General features: G+C 33.7%; 18 protein-coding genes. 5 read left to right on the forward strand and 13 right to left on the reverse strand.

The genetic code is table 11. The features are described 5' to 3' along the window. Nucleotides 1-462 precede the first annotated feature (462 nt). From EMN46_RS09275 to EMN46_RS09295, 5 genes are all read left to right on the forward strand, one after another. On the forward strand, nucleotides 463-1,212 hold the full coding sequence (locus EMN46_RS09275; RefSeq protein ID WP_154200528.1) for a hypothetical protein: 750 nt from the start codon (nucleotides 463-465) through the stop codon (nucleotides 1,210-1,212). 628 nt (nucleotides 1,213-1,840) lie between these two features. Then, nucleotides 1,841-2,833 (forward strand): hypothetical protein, encoded by a 993-nt coding sequence (locus tag EMN46_RS09280; protein ID WP_154200529.1) that lies wholly within the window; start codon nucleotides 1,841-1,843, stop codon nucleotides 2,831-2,833. Nucleotides 2,834-2,841: 8 nt separating this feature from the next. Beyond that, entirely contained in the window at nucleotides 2,842-3,024 is a 183-nt protein-coding gene (locus EMN46_RS09285; RefSeq protein ID WP_154200530.1) for a hypothetical protein, read from the forward strand. Further along, complete coding sequence (locus EMN46_RS09290) at nucleotides 3,024-3,734, forward strand: hypothetical protein (RefSeq protein ID WP_154200531.1); 711 nt, start codon at nucleotides 3,024-3,026, stop codon at nucleotides 3,732-3,734. The genes EMN46_RS09285 and EMN46_RS09290 overlap by 1 nt, the downstream gene beginning before the upstream one ends. Nucleotides 3,735-3,950: 216 nt before the next feature. Next, complete coding sequence (locus tag EMN46_RS09295) at nucleotides 3,951-4,427, forward strand: hypothetical protein (protein ID WP_154200532.1); 477 nt, start codon at nucleotides 3,951-3,953, stop codon at nucleotides 4,425-4,427. A 372-nt stretch (nucleotides 4,428-4,799) separates the two neighbouring features. On the opposite strand, the gene EMN46_RS09300 is transcribed toward EMN46_RS09295, so the two are convergent. From EMN46_RS09300 to EMN46_RS09360, 13 genes are all read right to left on the reverse strand, one after another. Next, nucleotides 4,800-5,804 (reverse strand): hypothetical protein, encoded by a 1,005-nt coding sequence (locus EMN46_RS09300; RefSeq protein WP_154200533.1) that lies wholly within the window; start codon nucleotides 5,802-5,804, stop codon nucleotides 4,800-4,802. A 91-nt stretch (nucleotides 5,805-5,895) separates the two neighbouring features. Beyond that, nucleotides 5,896-6,486, reverse strand: a complete 591-nt coding sequence (locus tag EMN46_RS09305; protein ID WP_154200534.1) for a Yip1 family protein — start codon at nucleotides 6,484-6,486, stop codon at nucleotides 5,896-5,898. A gap of 22 nt (nucleotides 6,487-6,508) precedes the next feature. Then, nucleotides 6,509-7,279, reverse strand: a complete 771-nt coding sequence (locus tag EMN46_RS09310) for a TIGR00266 family protein (RefSeq protein WP_154200535.1) — start codon at nucleotides 7,277-7,279, stop codon at nucleotides 6,509-6,511. 42 nt (nucleotides 7,280-7,321) lie between these two features. Further along, nucleotides 7,322-7,846, reverse strand: coding sequence for a DUF3592 domain-containing protein (locus EMN46_RS09315; protein WP_154200536.1), 525 nt, complete (start codon nucleotides 7,844-7,846; stop codon nucleotides 7,322-7,324). Between the two features lie 55 nt (nucleotides 7,847-7,901). After that, nucleotides 7,902-8,984 carry a hypothetical protein gene (locus tag EMN46_RS09320; RefSeq protein ID WP_154200537.1) on the reverse strand — a complete coding sequence of 361 codons (1,083 nt, stop codon included), beginning with the start codon at nucleotides 8,982-8,984 and terminating at the stop codon, nucleotides 7,902-7,904. Between the two features lie 24 nt (nucleotides 8,985-9,008). Next, nucleotides 9,009-10,220, reverse strand: a complete 1,212-nt coding sequence (locus tag EMN46_RS09325; protein ID WP_154200538.1) for a hypothetical protein — start codon at nucleotides 10,218-10,220, stop codon at nucleotides 9,009-9,011. A gap of 11 nt (nucleotides 10,221-10,231) precedes the next feature. Continuing rightward, complete coding sequence (locus EMN46_RS09330; protein WP_154200539.1) at nucleotides 10,232-10,849, reverse strand: hypothetical protein; 618 nt, start codon at nucleotides 10,847-10,849, stop codon at nucleotides 10,232-10,234. Nucleotides 10,850-10,944: 95 nt separating this feature from the next. After that, nucleotides 10,945-11,466 (reverse strand): outer membrane protein, encoded by a 522-nt coding sequence (locus EMN46_RS09335; RefSeq protein ID WP_154200540.1) that lies wholly within the window; start codon nucleotides 11,464-11,466, stop codon nucleotides 10,945-10,947. Nucleotides 11,467-11,524: 58 nt separating this feature from the next. Then, complete coding sequence (locus EMN46_RS09340; protein ID WP_154200541.1) at nucleotides 11,525-12,055, reverse strand: hypothetical protein; 531 nt, start codon at nucleotides 12,053-12,055, stop codon at nucleotides 11,525-11,527. A 33-nt stretch (nucleotides 12,056-12,088) separates the two neighbouring features. Then, a complete protein-coding gene (locus EMN46_RS09345) occupies nucleotides 12,089-12,763 on the reverse strand; it encodes a hypothetical protein (protein ID WP_154200542.1) in 675 nt (224 codons plus the stop codon). A 118-nt stretch (nucleotides 12,764-12,881) separates the two neighbouring features. Then, nucleotides 12,882-13,976 carry a hypothetical protein gene (locus tag EMN46_RS09350; RefSeq protein WP_154200543.1) on the reverse strand — a complete coding sequence of 365 codons (1,095 nt, stop codon included), beginning with the start codon at nucleotides 13,974-13,976 and terminating at the stop codon, nucleotides 12,882-12,884. Between the two features lie 64 nt (nucleotides 13,977-14,040). Next, complete coding sequence (locus tag EMN46_RS09355; protein ID WP_154200544.1) at nucleotides 14,041-14,523, reverse strand: hypothetical protein; 483 nt, start codon at nucleotides 14,521-14,523, stop codon at nucleotides 14,041-14,043. Between the two features lie 40 nt (nucleotides 14,524-14,563). Then, on the reverse strand, nucleotides 14,564-16,303 hold the full coding sequence (locus EMN46_RS09360) for an OmpA family protein (RefSeq protein WP_154200545.1): 1,740 nt from the start codon (nucleotides 16,301-16,303) through the stop codon (nucleotides 14,564-14,566). Between the last annotated feature and the right edge of the window lie 203 nt (nucleotides 16,304-16,506).

Consider the following 16,506-nt stretch of genomic DNA (forward strand, 5'->3'; position numbering starts at 1 on the left):
GTTCGATGAGCTTTTTTTATATAATATCATTTTACTTGCCGTATTTGTCGATGTATCCTTGCACATTTTGACCTAATTCAAGTGCTCTTCCTACCTTTTGTAAGCAATATATCTCATTGAATCATCTGCTATTTTTACACGATCTAAATTGTAAGTGTCTAATTCTGATGAACAGTTGATTATCTCTTTAGTTTTGATGAATATATCAAGTTGTAATTTAACTTGCTGTCTTATATTTTATTGTTTAGTGATCTGATTTTGTTTAACTTATGTATGGTTTAAGATAATATAATGCGCTTTGTGCAAAATAGCTTTAAATCTGACTATTTAGTTTTGCCAATGTTCTTAGTAAGCTTGTAAATCTTGAATCTATTAAAAAAAAGATAAGAAATTCATTTGTCTCACGCATCGAAACTGTCTCAAATGGGTTTCGATTTATTTATTAATCAAAATTCATTTAAAATGATTACAGAAGAACAAATTATGGCTTGTAAAGCCGAAGTCGCTGTTATTCCTGATGAAAAAACTGAAGAGCTAAACATGCCATGTGATGTTTATGTATCGGAATCGGAAAGATTTGAAAGCTGGGCCAATTATGACAGTGATAAACTGGCCACAGGAGGTGTGAGTGTAGAACGTATTGCTCAAATAGGTGTTCGTGCTTTTGTGCTTCGCGAATACCAATCGGCATGGATTATTGTTCGCCGTACGGGTAAAGATGCCGAGAATGAGTGGAAAACATTTGCTACGGTAGCTTTCGATTTGTGCAACGAAATGAAACATGCCTTTAAATATGCTTTTAGAAATGAGCCTGAGCTTTTGGGGCGTGTCGACGAAATTGCACAGGGGACAAGTGATTCCGACATGATTCAGGATTTGAAAACCTATTCGCTATTGGGACAAAAATACGAAGCTTTGTTAACACCTATAGGTTTTGATTTGACCAAATTGGATACGGCCAGCAGCATGTCGGACGAAGGAGCGAATCTTTTGGCCGAAGCCAATGGCAGTAAGCTTAAGGGCAATGAAAATAAGGTATTGCGCGATAAAGCTTACACCTACCTAAAAGAAGTGGTTGATGAGGTTCGTGCTTGTGGTAAATACATTTTTTGGAAAGACAAAAAACGCCTTGTGGGTTACCAAAGTGATCATTGGAAAAACCAAAATGCCAAAAGAAAACAAGATGAAACTGAAGACTTTGTAGCTGATTAATACAAAGCTAAATAGAAAGAACTCTGCGTAAGTAGAGTTTTTTTATGTCTCAATTTATGAGCTCATGTTATTATATTCTGTGTCATGCTGGTTTTTAGTCTTTCATGTTACTCATTTTCTTCTCATGTTAGTTTTCAAGTACTCATGTTGCTTTTTTAGTAGCCATGTTCAACATGACGACCTAAAATATAACATGGAAGCTTATTTTCTTACATGGCGACCAAAAGACTAACATGAGCGCTTTTTTATTGACATGGCAGGCTAAAAGTTGACATAAGAACTGAAAGGCAAGCATAAGAATGAATCTTAGCACTAGAAGTCTTCTATTTTACTTAGAGTCTGTATTTTACTTTGGTTTATTATTTTGTTTATAATTATCTTTAGGTATATTTGGTAGGCTATTTATCTCGATATAAATTTTATGAAAAAATGCGAAGCATAAGCTCAATTTCACCTTACCGTTTTTGCAAAAACAGGAAGACGATTTGTTGCGGTTTTTATAGTGTAATAGCTATTGGTACAGTGAATTATAAAATCAAACAGATAAGTGATATAAAGTACATAGTACTTTAGCCATACGTTAGCAGCAAGCAAACGAGCATTACATCGAAAGAAAATATAATAACAAATGAATGACAACTTAATACTACAAGCCCAGAAATTTGAACTTCATTATTTCTTTAATGATAAATCGCACTTATTGAATGCATTTGTTCGCAATAAATGTGAGTCTGAGTTGTTAAGCATTGCAAAGGAAGTTGCAAAAATATTAGAAGTTGATATCGAAATTGACAGTGAAGCACTGCAAGAAGGAGGTTTAGTAGATATATGGAAATTTCTAGGAAAGAATAGTGGTCAGATAGCAATTGTTATTGCAATTCTAACATTGATAATGTCACGTGTACCATTGAATAATAGTGAACTAAGTAATTTGCAAATAGAAAATGCTAAATTAGAAAAAATAGAGCGTCTACTTAGAATAAAAAAATTAAAGCAGGAATCAAATCAATCCGAGACTGTTGATTATGATAAGATAAATGATTTGATTGATACAACGGTATCTCATTTAAGTCAGGAAATTAAGGTGAAAAAACACAAATCAAATTTTTTCACCTCTATCTCAAAGACCTCCAAAGTAACACATTTAACTGCAAGAGCTTTAACAGATAATTATATAGAAATAAATAAGACAGAAGTTGTAAAGTCCGATTTTGCTAATCATATTCTAGAAACAGATGATTTACCTACTAAGATAGACGAAGATGCAACTATTGAGATTGTGGCTCCTGTTTTAAAGAAAGGAAAATATAAATGGAAAGGGACATATGCTAAACTTGATAAAATAATAGATTTTTCTATTAAAGACAATAAGTTTAAAACAGAAGTGCAGCAAGGGCAGATTCCATTTATCAGTGGAACATGTATGGATTGTATTCTTGAAATAAAACAAAAGGTTGACGAATTCGGAGAAATAAAAAATAAAGGATATTCTGTAGCTAAGGTTTTAAGAGTGCACGATGAAACGACATCATTTGAGACTGAACAAGGTAGAAAACATAGAAAAGAGAAAAATGCAGAAATAATACAAATGAGTCTTTTTGATAAAGAAAATGATGTATAAAACAAGGAATGCCAGCTGCTTTTGCATTTAAAGAAGTCGGTAATGATTTGGCACATTTAAAATTATGGCAAGATTATTATCGTCGAAAAGTTACAGCAAAGAAAATATGGAACATTGTAATTAAAACAGGAAGCATTCTAGCCATAATACTTTCGTTAATTAAACTGTGGGAAACCTTATTCAATAGATAATGGAAATAAAGAAATACTTAATATATTTAAAAGAACTTTTCATTAAAAAGAGATTCAATTACACTCCTCTCTCGGACGATGAATACATACAACGGTTTGGCGTTAAAATTGAAAATGGAGAGCGAGTAGTCGAGTTTAAGGATAAGCTTGAAAAGGCATATACAAAAGCATGGGAAAACCGAGATTTTGAGATTAATAAATTTTGGACACGAGCCGCTTATTTTTGGGGATTCATTGTTTTGATTTTTGGAGGCTATTTGACCCTGTTGACAAGTGAGCATAATTCAAAGGCTTACGAAATGAATCTTGATTTGTATCTATTATTGCTAGGATTCTTATTCTCTCTCTCTTGGTATTTAGTTATTCGTGGAAGTAAAGGCTGGCAAGAGAATTGGGAAGCACATATTGACCTTTTGGAAGATTTGGTGTCCGGACCTCTATATAAAACTATTCATTATCGTGGGAATAGATTCTATTCTGTTTCAAAACTAAACGAAATATTGGCATTAGTAATAATTTTTGTTTGGTGTGGACTTTTTTATAATTATGCAAGCAAATTAACATATTCCCTGAATATTGTCAAGATTGATTTTCAAATTACTTTACCAATAATTGTAACAATCGTAATTACATTTGTTTTGAGATTTGGGTATTGTAAGGGTGATTATAAATCAGCTAAAAATAAGTTTTTTGACAGATGGAAAAGATAAAGCTCAGTAGCCAACAACTAAGCGTTCGTGTGGCAGGAACTGCCCAACATGAACGGTAGGTTGACGTAACCGATGACAGAATTTCTACTTTATGGGGAATGGTTTACGGTGGACTTTTATCTCAACGAATTTCAAATGTATTAACAAATAGGCGGATTCTATTTGGCTCAGAAAAGTGGCAGAATCTTATAGAATCCATTAAAGAATAGAAGGGGTATGAATTTAGACAATAAGAAAGAAGCTGCTCGAAAGAAATCACTGGGCGAATTAGGAGAACTTTTTGCTTTGAAATCACTTGTTGACCAAAAATTTGACACTATTAGAAATCTTAACGACCAGAAAATGAATGAAAAATTTGCAGATATTGTTGCAGAAAAAGCTGGTAAGAGATATGTGATAAGTGTTAAAGCAAGGAATAAGTATCAAATAAATGGGAAATTGAATACTCGTTATAATCTTGGCTCAAATGCCTACGAAAATGCGAAGTATGCAGAAGAAAAATATGACGCTACAGCATATTGGTTAGCCGTTCAATTTGACAGGACTTCCTTTTCTATATACTTTGGTTCTTTAGATTCATTAAATGGTAGTAAATCAATTCCAGTAAATAAATGTGAAAATGGAATAATTGGAGAAACTTGGGAGTTGAATAAACGACACTATTTCGATTTTGACTACTATTCCAATAAATAAAAGCCCATAACAACTAAGCGTTCGTGTGGCAGGAACTGCCCAACATGTTTCGAAGAACAGTGAGCTCACGACCAGAGGGCGTAAGATCACTAACATACGGTGGGTTGACGTAAAAGTTGACAGAGTTTGTTAGTGTTTGAAATATATAATTTACATCCTTGGTGCGCGATTAGCTTCTCTGATCTTCATTTTGTTTTGGTAATATCGCATTCCTTTAGCTTAAAAATAAAAACACAGGATAGCATCGTGTGGTAGTAAAAAGGGGGTGGTTTTTTAAAACTATCCAATATATTTTGTAGGGCTGTTAGATATAAATAAAACAGCCAGCTCGAAAGTTCGAACTGGCTGAATCAACTATTAAAAAACGACTCACTATTCGGCTAATTCGCCTACTAACCTATTAAACTCAATTTGATTGTCTTGATTTGCTTTTAACTGTATAGCGGTTTCTCCAGTAATAATAACTCCTCTGTAATTAAAAGTTTCTTTTACTAATTCTTCTTCGCTTGCATAAGTGAACAACTCACGAGCTATATAAAATGTTTCTTCCGCACCAAATCTAAAGGTTTCTGTTAGAAGATTTCCTGAAGCTGTTTTACTTGAATTTGGCAATAAAATTGCATGATTGTTAGAATCTATTCTATAAACTAAAACAACACCACTCTCAATTACGTCATCAGTAATCTTGCTAGTAAAAGAAATACGTTCATCATATAAATAAAGTAGATTTTTATCCGAATTTGAAATCCATAAATTCTCATATACACTAAACAAGTAAGATTTTACATTGGCATTTCCATCGGCACCCTTCAACTCTAAACCAGCACCCCAACCTGTGGCTCCTAATAGTGATATACCTCTGTTGCTTTTAGGACCGTAAAGGGTATAAGTTTCTTTATCAAGGTAATAATCTCCCCAGTTACCATCTTCGATGGTAGGTTCTCCGTTACCCGATAGTAATGAAGAGCCATCTGTACCGTCAGTACCATTAGTACCGTCAACACCATCAGTACCATTAGTTCCGTCAGTACCATTAGTACCGTCAACACCATTGGTTCCATTTTCACCTTTTAACGAAAAGCTATCGCTATCTTCCCAGCTAGCATTTTCTTTTTTAGGACCATAAAGCATACCAGTAGCTATGTCGCAATAATAATCACCTTCGATACCTGTATCAGTAGCAGGTTCTCCTTCGCCACTATAAATAATAGAACCATCTGCTCCGGCAGGTCCAACTGCGCCTTGTATACCTTGCATACCTTGTTCACCTTTAAGTCCATCAAGACCATTATCACCATCGTCACCACTACATGCTACGATACTCATGCTTAGAGCTAAAAAAGCTACAAATAAGTAATAAATTTTACGTGTTCTCATTTTTTTGGGTATTTTTAAAATTGATTAGTAAAATGGAATCATGTTTTGATTCCTATTGATTATTTCCGGAGGTTGCACCCTCCGGATTTTTTTAAAATGTAAGTCCAATAGAGACTAGGATTGCACCTAATATCAAGGATAAAATAAGACTAACTCCAATAATAACGATTAGGCTAACGACAAAATAACTGGTCTTTTTATCTTCAGAAACACCTGTCATTACACCAAAACCCGTGTAGAGTATGTATAAGCTGTATATGCTTGCAACAAGTCCGAGTACGCCTAGTGTAGGAACTAAATAGAATACGCCTGCTAGCCACGAGGGTGTATAGGCATATACAACTAGTTTAAGCGTTTTATTCATGCTTGTTTGTGTGCCAAACGATGGAGCTAGCTTGTGAATGCACCAAGCACTAATAAATACACCTAAGAAAGCACCTGCAAAAGCAAGAATCGCTTGATTAAGTCCCCAACTGATGGAAGTTGCCCTAAAAAAAGTGTTTGAACCTATTAGTCCATAACCAATAAATGAGGCTATTGTTGGGATTAAAACAAGAGGAAGCATATAGTCTACAACGAGTTCTTTGCTCGATATGAGTTCATCTTTAATTTTAGCCCATGCTTCTTTGGGATTTATAACGACGATTTTTATTCGGTTTAATAAGTGGTCTATATTTATCATGTTTTTTAGTGTTTTTATAAATTTACGATTCAAGTAAACTGTTTAAAATGCCACCGCTATCCTCTTTCTTACTGTTAGATCCACCTGTACTTAGTTGATTAATTAATTTACTTATTGGCATAGACTGTAACCAAACTTTTCCGGTTCCCTGAAGGGTAGCAAGAAATAAACCTTCGCCACCAAAAACCATCGATTTTAAGTTGCCAGCCTGTTGTACACTAAAATCAATGCCTTCCTGAAAACCAACGACACAACCCGTATCAACTCTTAATGTTTCTCCATTTAAGTCGTGTTCAATAAGAGTTCCTCCTGCGTGAATAAAGGCTTTACCATTGCCTTGCAGTTTTTGAAGAATAAAACCTTCTCCACCAAAAAAGCCCGCACCCAGTTTACGATTAAGATGCATACTAATTTTTGTTCCCAGTGCAGCGCATAAAAAAGCATCGCGTTGTACTATGACAGAACCGCCTATTTGTTTTAAATCAATAGGAATAATTGTACCTGGGTAGGGTGCAGCAAAAGCGACGTGGCTTTTTCCTGTTCCTATATGGGTAAAGTGGGTAATAAATATTGATTCTCCTGTAATTTTACGAGATGCAGCAGAAAGTAACTTTCCGAACAAGCCTTTCCCAGGCTCCGAACCGTCTCCCATTTTTGCTTTAAACTCAATGCCTTCTTTCATATACAACATGGCACCAGCTTCGGCTATTACTGTTTCGTTGGGATCGAGTTCAATTTCTACGAATTGAATATCGTGTCCTTTTATCTTATAATCTATTTCGTGTGAGTCCATAATGACTATTTTTTAATGTATTTATCTTTAATTTGATCTGTTTTAACCTCTTGCTCCTATGAATAGAGCTAATATTACTAAACCTATTTTTTTGATAAGTTGCCATATCATCAATAAACCTATAAAGCCTAAAAGAAATGGTGCATATTTAATGATTTTTGTAAAAAAGTCGGCACCTGGTTCCAATATGGCATTGTTTGGTAATTCAGGATCGTAGTAAACTTTTACATTTGCACCAGTAGGGTAGGCTTGTAAGTCTTTTTTTACTTCACGTATACTACTTGTTGATGAGTTGCCACTCGTTAATGTTATTCTATCACCAGAGTAAGATTTATTATCAACAGTGAAATCGTAATTAATTACAGCTGCATACATTGTGGTCCCATCACTCTCTGATTGGCGAATGTCGGAGTTGGTTATTATACCTGTGGTCGTTGGCCAAGTTTCAGAAACGTTTGCTTCTTCTACCATTGGCACACTAAAGTTTGTATATATCATCCAACTACTTATTATAAATACAACACCTACAATAAAGGTTGTTACTGGGGAGTTTCGTTTATTATTCATAGTTTTAAAATTAGAATCAAACTGTTTTTTAAGTACTGATCTATGATTTGATATTTTAAAATTCGAGTTGATCGAAAATTTCTAATAACTCTTGTTTTGTTTGTGGTACAGGAGAGCCAATGGTTATATAGGTATCGTACTGAGAAATTTCAACAATTAACATCATATTGTTATGATCCTCTTCGTCTTCCTCTTCCTCGTCGATAGCCTTGCCATACATACATTTTTTTCCGTTGTGGGTAAAGTTTTCAAAATTGCCCATTTCATTTGGATGTACATTCTTCCGAGATGTAGCTCCAACGACAAGTATTTCACCAGCTCCTCGCATAAATGCTGCACCATATGAGCCATCGGCACTTTGCGCCATCATTTTCTTATAGCCTTCGTACGAAAAAGCATTAACTTTTTTTAAAAATTTAGCGTAAGGATATTTTACGGGTATCATTGGTGGATAATCATCATCACTATCGTCACTATCATCCATATTGTCCATACCTCCAAACATGCCCTGTTGTTGCTCATCGATATTTTCGTAACTAATGTTTGAGAGAGGCGTAAATTTAGATGAGGGTACAGATTGGTTCTCTTGAAGTTTAATAGCTGTTTCGTTGCTTTCTATGCCCATCATTTTGACTTCAGATTTAAGGCTTAGTCCTTTGTACAGCCAAATTTTAGATCCCATAACCTTTATGACTTCACAGGTTTTGCCCATAAAATTTTCTGTACCTAATTTTTCACCACCCAGTGCAGCGATTGTTTGATTTGCAAAATCTTCTTGTTCTTGCTTAGTCATATTGTCAACTAACTGTCGGCTTGCCTGATAAAATGGAAGCGTTCCTTTATGACCCGATTGATCAGCAAGATTGGCAGTCCAATATTTGTCTTTTACGAGTATCTGTACGGTATGTGTTTTATCAACGTTTTTTATACCAAAAATCTTAGTTGTCGTTTCCGATTGGGTTTCTGTACGTGATTTCTCGCCATAATTATCCCACCATATCTTCTTCGTACCATTCGTGTTGCCACTAAGCGTGTATTCTATATAGCCCGATTTAATGGCATATTGTTGTGTCTTTTGTTGGGCGCTTGCTATGTGTATTATTAGAAAGCCCGCTATAATTAGAATTAGTTTTTTCATAGCTATTTGTATTTTTGGTTAAATTTATTTTTGAATAAGTTGTGTTAGTTCATATATATTGTAATGACCAAAATCTCCACTCTGGTCGTCAATTATTTTGGCGTATACGCCAGGTTTATTATTAATCATCCACAACTTATAACACTTATCATGCGATCCTAGTGCCTCAATAACAGTGCAATCGTAAGCTCCTGCAGGTGTTGTAATTTCTTCACTACCAATTATTCGAAAGGAATTCTGTTCTAATGGATATAATTTACTTCCGTAGTTAAAATTGAACGTATTCGAAGGAAATTCAACATCCTCTGGAAGATTATATCGATCGTATCCGTCGAAAATATTATCAATAGTTAGCATTTGCTCATCTACATTTGTACTTACATCTGCAACGAGTTTTTTTGTTTCAAATACTTTGGTCCCTTCAATAAGGGAAGAGAAACTGTATTCCAATTGCTTTGTATTTACTAAGGTCATTAGCATTTCAAAGGGATCGGTCCAAGGCAATTTATTTTCGTCTTCGTCATATTTAAAGTCGTCATTTTCATCATAAAAATCAGCTTGCGTAAAAGTTAATCTCTCGATCTCATTCTGCTTTTCATCCAATTTACGAATGACTATTTTCTCTCCTGAGTTTTCTAAAACCAATTCTTTTTTATTGATTTTAAGTATTTTGTTTTTACCGTTAATCTTTGTACCACGTGCAAGAATTAATAAACTCTTTTCCTGAGCGTTAAAAATCCACATTCCTCCATTTTTCGACTGCATTCCTGGTTCTTTCTCAACTAGTGTAAAACGATCAGGCGTTTCAAAATTCAAAATTCTCGTTACATCATCATTAGCTTCATTGGCAAATTCCCATGATCCAATAAGTCCCGACTGTGAATTGTTTTTAGCTATTTCATCCATATTTAATCTGGATAAAAACCATTTTTCACCATTCTTTTCAAAGTTTAAATCCTTCTGATTGAGCTTTGTGATTTGACAATCGCCAACAAAATCTTTATCCATATTCGACTTCATAATCAATTTTTCTTCTTTTTGATTATGTGACCATGTTCCCATATTTATTCCTTGAGCTATTATGCCTTCTGTATTGTATTCTAATACAAATAATGGCTCATGTATTTTATCTCCTACCACTATTTTTGTAACTAGCCATGTTCCTTCAATACCTTGAGCACCAGCTGTAACAACCAATACTAATATGGACATTAATAAAAATGTTAACTTTTTCATTTCCTTAAGGTTTAGTTTGTGTAACCTAAATTCTTCATCAATTCATCATATGCAGCTCTAATTTCACTTTCGCTCAATTCAGGCTTCATTTGTTTGGCTTTCTCTTTAAAATCACTGTAAGGAATAAGATCTGGATTTATCTTTATTTTTTCTGCTTCTTTTTGAGCCTCCTTTATCATTTTCTCCATCTCAGGCATAGCATTTTCAAACAGCTCTTCAGCTTTTTTCAATTCCTTTTGCAGTTCACTTTCTGTATTTATATTCGGTTGGGTAGGTTTCTCTTTTCCAATATTATCTTCTGCATTGATATATGCATTAATGAATTGAAAAGCATCTTCTTTTGTCAAACCACTACCATCATTCTTAATTTCTTCGTTTAATCCCATTTGTTTCATCAGTAAATCAAAATCGGCTTGTTTTGGAGCCTTTGTGCTGTCCTTTTCATCGTATTTTAATAAGAACTCTATCATAGGTTTTGCATTATCTATAGACTTCTTATTAATCTTCATATAGGCAGCTTGTATTGATGCATCATCAGTTTTGTTATTTACTTTTTTTTGTTCTTGTGCGAATAATATGCTCGAACTGATCATCAAAAACATCAAAGTGATTATTTGTATCTGTTTCATAATTATTCGTTTTAAATGGGGCGTTGTGTTTTTGTTTATAAGTAAGTACTCATCGAATATCTCGTGATTCAAAAGATATCCGATGAGTTTTAAAATTAGATTTTAAACATAAGTTTAGCACCTATTCTTAGGTAACTACCATCACTAATAGTATAAGTCATTTCAGGAGCAAGAAACATTTTTTCTGAAAGGTCTATTTTTACACCTGCACCTATGTTTACACCAAAATTAGAGTCCGAATCAGAACCGTCAGAAGAATAATCCATACCAGGGATGTCAATTCCATAATCAGAAAATTCTGGATAGTCCCATTTTATTGTTGTAATGTTAATTCCACCTATGGCATATAATTCACCAAAATTCTCGATTTTGTTCAAGTTATAATTTGCGTTAAAATCAATAGCAGACCATTTAATGTCGTCTTTCTCCAAAAAGTGAGTGTAAGATCCTGTAGCTTGCCATGTTTCATCTATTTCGTAACCGACGTTAGCACTAATGCCTATGGTGCTAATGTCACTAGCATAACCTAATCCTGCACCGACTGAAAATTGTGCCTTTGTTTCTTGAATTGTTCCTACTAATAGAATTGCGATAAATGCAACAAATAATTTTTTCATGATTTAAAATTTTAATACGTGATTAATTTTAATAAAAGTTGATTTTATTAGTGTTTGCTTATAAGATTTCTACTTCAATATTAGCTAATGCTGTTGTTTCTATATTAAAAGTTTCTGCTTGTTCAACTGTTCCTGAGAGAATAATTACTAAGCTTTTATCTTCCAATAAGGAATTTGCTATTTCATTTAATTGATCACTCGTAAAACTTACTTTTAGAGCTTCGTCAATAGATAAAGGTGAAATATTAAAGGTGTAATCTAAACTAGGAATAGTAACTTGTAACTTACTGATTAGTCCTTCACCTAAATCGGTTATTTTACATGTAAGTGATGTTATATCCATGTCCTCTAAATGACTCATGTACTTTTGTATTTCACTTATAGTGCTTAAGTCGAGAGTTATTGTTTTAGAAAAAGGGACATCAGTCTCACCACTTTTGACCTGTCCTGATTTAATAACGTCAGCTTGTATTGTAACTGTTTCTGAAATTTCCACATTCGAAATTTCTTTCGTGTTTAAATCGTTTATCTTGTCGCAAGAACTGAATCCTAGTACAAGAAGTACTAATAGTTTTGTTAAATTTTTCATAGTTATTGGGTTTAATAATGATTGATTAGTTGTTTAACCGTTTATAGATGTTGTTTTGTATTCTGGTAGTTCAAAATAACTATCGTTTACAGGTACATTAAATTTAATATCTGTAGCTTCTTTAGTTATTGTTATACCACCTAGTTTTGTTATTATTTTAAGAGTGATTCCCTTGTACATCCATTGTGTAGCTCCTAGAACAAACCATACTTCACAATCGTACCCTTTAAACTCTTCGTTATCCAATTGTTCTCCACCCATTGAAATTAGTGTTTTTCTACCAGCTTCAAGTGCATCATAATCATTTAATCTCATGAGTTCGATTAGAGGATCTTGTTGAGTGTAAATTCTTTGACTATCATAATCTACTGTGTAAATCATTTCATTATCGATTTTCACTGTGGAGTGAATAATGTCCGTTTTAGTAATAGTTTCTCCTGAAATTGGATTTACGACGACAGTTGTTGTTGTACTTTCTTCATTGGCAAGTTCAAGAGCTCCCCACTTTTCAAAGTATAATTGATCTGTTCCCGATCCTGTTATAGTGCCAGTACCAATCGTTCCCGATGTGGTTGTTGTAAACTCTATAATACCAGATTCTACATTGTAACGTTTAATGTTTTTATCATCTGGACTATCATCCTTATCGCATGATGCAAATACGCTTATCAAAACTGCAAGTGTTAAATACTTAAATCTATTTTTCATTGTTTTCAGTTTTATTTTAATAATTTGAATTAGTATTTTTTAGCTTTTCTGACCTTTTTGAGCACCTTATACCCCAATTTACAATATTTGAATTTATATTGTTGAGATGATGTTATAATTAGTCTCCTATTTTTATTAATAACTGCTCAAAATACGATCCACCAGTTAAACTCAATACTGACAAATAAATATTATTTCTATCTACATAATCAATTTCGCCTGCGACATCATAATCTTCGTCAATAACAGCTGATTCATGAAAGGTTTGTCCTCCATCATTAGTTAAAAACAACTGGGTCCCGTTTAAAACAGCACCATTATTTTCATCTGCAAATGATATTTTGATATAAGAACCTGGATCATCAAAAGTGTAAACGGCATTCCATGTTTCTCCTTTATCAATCGTTTTATATAAATTTGAATCATCTGCTAAAGAAAAATACCCCACTTCATCGGTTGGAAATTCGGTTCTTTCGGGTGATTTTTTAGTATTAGCCAATAAAGAAGTAGAGAGAGTCGTTTCGTTTGAACAATAGGCTGTGAATGAGGAATTGACATCGAAAATTACATCATCTTGCATATATACTCCTGTAAAACTTAATGCTCCGTTTTCTGAAAGATGAACAGAGGAATAATGCTGATCTGATCCTGAAGACCCACCAAATAATTCAGCCTTTGGTGTACTAAAAGTAGTTTTGTGATGGAACTGAAAATCACTTTTGTTATAAAAACAAGCACCAATCCTCATCAAAAAATCACTTTCTTCATAAGTATAAGGCATCACAAAATAAGTACTGTTATAAGTAATATCACCGTCTCCATCTCCGATGAAATTTTGCCATGTTACACCTCCATCAGTTGTATAAAAATTTCGGTCTGCTCCATCCCATGAAATACCGATTCCATTGTTGCTATCTATAAATTTAATTTTCCTAAATCTTGGACATGTTTCACTTACAATACTATAGTTTTGAAAACCATCAGTAGAATGGAGTAATTTATACTCTTGATAGCCACCATTTACAGAAACAAATAACCAACCCTCATTGGCATTAATAAAAGACATTTCCAAAATGCCGTATTCACTGAATTTAATTGTACTTTCTTTGTTTACAGGATCCAAATCAGGATCTGAATTATCTTTGTCACAAGAAATTAGCCCAATGCTTATAACGCTTAGAAGTAGGGCTGTTATGTAAAATATTTTTTTCATTACTATTTAATTTGTTTAGAAACCATCCTATCTTTTTGTTGATAACCAGGTCGTTGAATATTGCTTATTCTTGTTCCTTATTTTTATTGAAGTCGTGAGAGTATTTAGTTTCAATCTGCGCCATGCGTTGTTCCAATCTATTACAAGAACTTTCGAGAGCAAGAAGTTCGTCTGCAGTCAGTTGCATATTTAAACTATCTCGTTTATCCATATAATTGACCCACTTAACCATAAGAGGAGCTACTCCAACAGTAATTTCGCCAGTAGCTTTTAACAGTCTTATATTTTCAAACATGCTTAGATCTTCTTCATCTTTACCTGCAAGGTCACCTACATCACTCAGTGCATTGTCTATAATTACGGCATAGTCGTCAACCACTTTGTTCATTCCTTTTATAAAGGCAATTGCCTCTGGTTTATCTTTTAATTCAGCGGGTATTTGAAGTTCCAGTTTCCCCAATTTGTTGTCAGCTTTATTTTTACTGCCACAAGATGTAAGGCCAATTACTACAATGCTGATAAGTAATAAATAAGTCAGTTTTTTCATAATTCAATTATTATTGATGTAATGTGTTTTGTCTTTTTTATTAATTTGGAACCACGTAGAAAACTGTATATTCCCTTTGTACAATTGTTGCTTCTTTAGCTCCCTGTCTACTCAACCAAAAATCCTCTTCCGAGCTAATTAAACCGTCTGATTTTCCTTTGTCTAAATCGCAAGTGTAAGTTCCTTGTATTTCAAGGTGATTGGATTCACTATGTACCGATCCATCATTATTATAGGTGACAAATCGAATTGTTAGTTTGTAGTTGTCTTGTTCATCAACATTAAGGATTTCCATTTTACCCAAATAGCCATCAGACGTACTGTAAATAATGGTTGTCCCATTTTCTAAAACGACTCCCGATTGATTGGCAACTTCAATATTTCCACTTTGCAAGCTGTTCATTTTTGTGTCAATTGCACTTCTATCTAAAGCATCAAATAGTGAATTGCTACTGCTACTACCAACATTTAAAGACGATGATGTAGTATTTCCATCTGTTTTCACAAACTCTACTCTTCGGTTGTTAGCTTTTCCTTCTGGCGTACTGTTGTTATCAATTGGCTTGCTTTCACCATAACCTGCATAACTTAATCTGTTTGACGAGATGCCCATTTGAATCAATTTCTCCATAACAACTTTAGCTCTTGCTTCTGATAAACTTTTATTTGAAGAATCGTCGCCATCACTATCGGTATGACCTTCGACACTAAAGTTTAGGTTTGGCTGTTTCTGCAACAATTCAAATATTTTATTAATTGGTCCCATTGACTCAGGCTTTAAACTTGCCTTGTTAACATCGAATCGAATACCGTTACAAATAATCTTACCGTCTTGCAATACACGATCGTAATACTTAACACCACCTTTTGCTATTCGAATATTTTTTGCGTACATATTTTTAGAACGTGCGCTTAATGTAATTCCTGTTGGGTTACCTTCTAAATGGGGGATGTTTATTAAACGCTGATCGTCTAAATAAGCTTTTAGTTTCCCTTTTGTATAAGCAATTGAGATATGACGCCAACCAGCAACTTCATCGTAATTAGATTTTTGCTTGCCTTTTAACTCTCCTTCGCTATCTCCAAATTTGATTGTATTTACGTGTACATTTAATTGAGATATATTAGATCGATTCTGGTTTTTTCTATCATAAAATGTTAAATACCAAACTTCGTTGTATTTGTTTGGATTAAAATAGGCATCAAGCTCTATGGTGAAAATCTCAGGTAAATAATCTTCTTTGGCATTTTTTAAATATGGCACAATGCCTCTATTATGCATATTTCCAATATCAGTAATGAATGTTATTACCGGAATTCCATCTACTTCTGCAATTTCAGCACCACCTTGATGTAAATCCCATCTGCTTGGAAACTCTCCATTATCTTCAGTAATTGCAGGCCCATCTTCAAAGATGACAACATCACCAGGAACAAAATCGAATTTATTCCAAACTACATTTGGTTTTTTTGAAGTTTGCTGAGTCATCTCACTCTTCTGATTCTGACCTTGACCTGAAGTTGAATTTGTAGATTTTTGGCTATTAGACTTATTCTCATTTTGCTGAGACTGTTTATTTTTCTTTTTCTTCTTTTTACCAAAAAGACTTCCAATACCTTGTTCTAATTTATCAAACCCTTTATCAACACCTTTTTCTATTTTGTTATTAGCACGACGTGTACCTTGTTTCTTTACTACTTTTTCAGGATCTACAATTTGAGCTTGAATCAAACTAAAACTGAATGCAATTAGAAATGCTATACTTATTAATTTTTTCATGAGACTGTTTTTTAATTATAATCCGATAAAACAAATTTAGAGGTAATAGACATTTACCTTTAGGATATATGTTACAGATAATAGGATAGATGTTCCAATTTAATGATTGCAATAAAAGCGAGGTATTTTTATTAAGCATCTAGTAAATTGTGCTTAAGCTTGAAGAAAATAGGATGATGAAAGCTACTATAACAAATGTTCCA

It is taken from the genome of Ancylomarina sp. 16SWW S1-10-2 (genome assembly GCF_009669305.1).
In the GTDB taxonomy this organism is placed as follows: Bacteria; Bacteroidota; Bacteroidia; order Bacteroidales; family Marinifilaceae; genus Ancylomarina.

Coding starts and splice junctions, on each gene's coding strand:
- EMN46_RS09275 (WP_154200528.1), top strand. CDS start 463: ATGATTACAGAAGAACAAATTATGGCTTGTAAAGCCGAAGTCGCTGTT.
- EMN46_RS09280 (WP_154200529.1), top strand. CDS start 1,841: ATGAATGACAACTTAATACTACAAGCCCAGAAATTTGAACTTCATTAT.
- EMN46_RS09285 (WP_154200530.1), top strand. CDS start 2,842: ATGCCAGCTGCTTTTGCATTTAAAGAAGTCGGTAATGATTTGGCACAT.
- EMN46_RS09290 (WP_154200531.1), top strand. CDS start 3,024: ATGGAAATAAAGAAATACTTAATATATTTAAAAGAACTTTTCATTAAA.
- EMN46_RS09295 (WP_154200532.1), top strand. CDS start 3,951: ATGAATTTAGACAATAAGAAAGAAGCTGCTCGAAAGAAATCACTGGGC.
- EMN46_RS09300 (WP_154200533.1), bottom strand. CDS start 5,804: ATGAGAACACGTAAAATTTATTACTTATTTGTAGCTTTTTTAGCTCTA.
- EMN46_RS09305 (WP_154200534.1), bottom strand. CDS start 6,486: ATGATAAATATAGACCACTTATTAAACCGAATAAAAATCGTCGTTATA.
- EMN46_RS09310 (WP_154200535.1), bottom strand. CDS start 7,279: ATGGACTCACACGAAATAGATTATAAGATAAAAGGACACGATATTCAA.
- EMN46_RS09315 (WP_154200536.1), bottom strand. CDS start 7,846: ATGAATAATAAACGAAACTCCCCAGTAACAACCTTTATTGTAGGTGTT.
- EMN46_RS09320 (WP_154200537.1), bottom strand. CDS start 8,984: ATGAAAAAACTAATTCTAATTATAGCGGGCTTTCTAATAATACACATA.
- EMN46_RS09325 (WP_154200538.1), bottom strand. CDS start 10,220: ATGAAAAAGTTAACATTTTTATTAATGTCCATATTAGTATTGGTTGTT.
- EMN46_RS09330 (WP_154200539.1), bottom strand. CDS start 10,849: ATGAAACAGATACAAATAATCACTTTGATGTTTTTGATGATCAGTTCG.
- EMN46_RS09335 (WP_154200540.1), bottom strand. CDS start 11,466: ATGAAAAAATTATTTGTTGCATTTATCGCAATTCTATTAGTAGGAACA.
- EMN46_RS09340 (WP_154200541.1), bottom strand. CDS start 12,055: ATGAAAAATTTAACAAAACTATTAGTACTTCTTGTACTAGGATTCAGT.
- EMN46_RS09345 (WP_154200542.1), bottom strand. CDS start 12,763: ATGAAAAATAGATTTAAGTATTTAACACTTGCAGTTTTGATAAGCGTA.
- EMN46_RS09350 (WP_154200543.1), bottom strand. CDS start 13,976: ATGAAAAAAATATTTTACATAACAGCCCTACTTCTAAGCGTTATAAGC.
- EMN46_RS09355 (WP_154200544.1), bottom strand. CDS start 14,523: ATGAAAAAACTGACTTATTTATTACTTATCAGCATTGTAGTAATTGGC.
- EMN46_RS09360 (WP_154200545.1), bottom strand. CDS start 16,303: ATGAAAAAATTAATAAGTATAGCATTTCTAATTGCATTCAGTTTTAGT.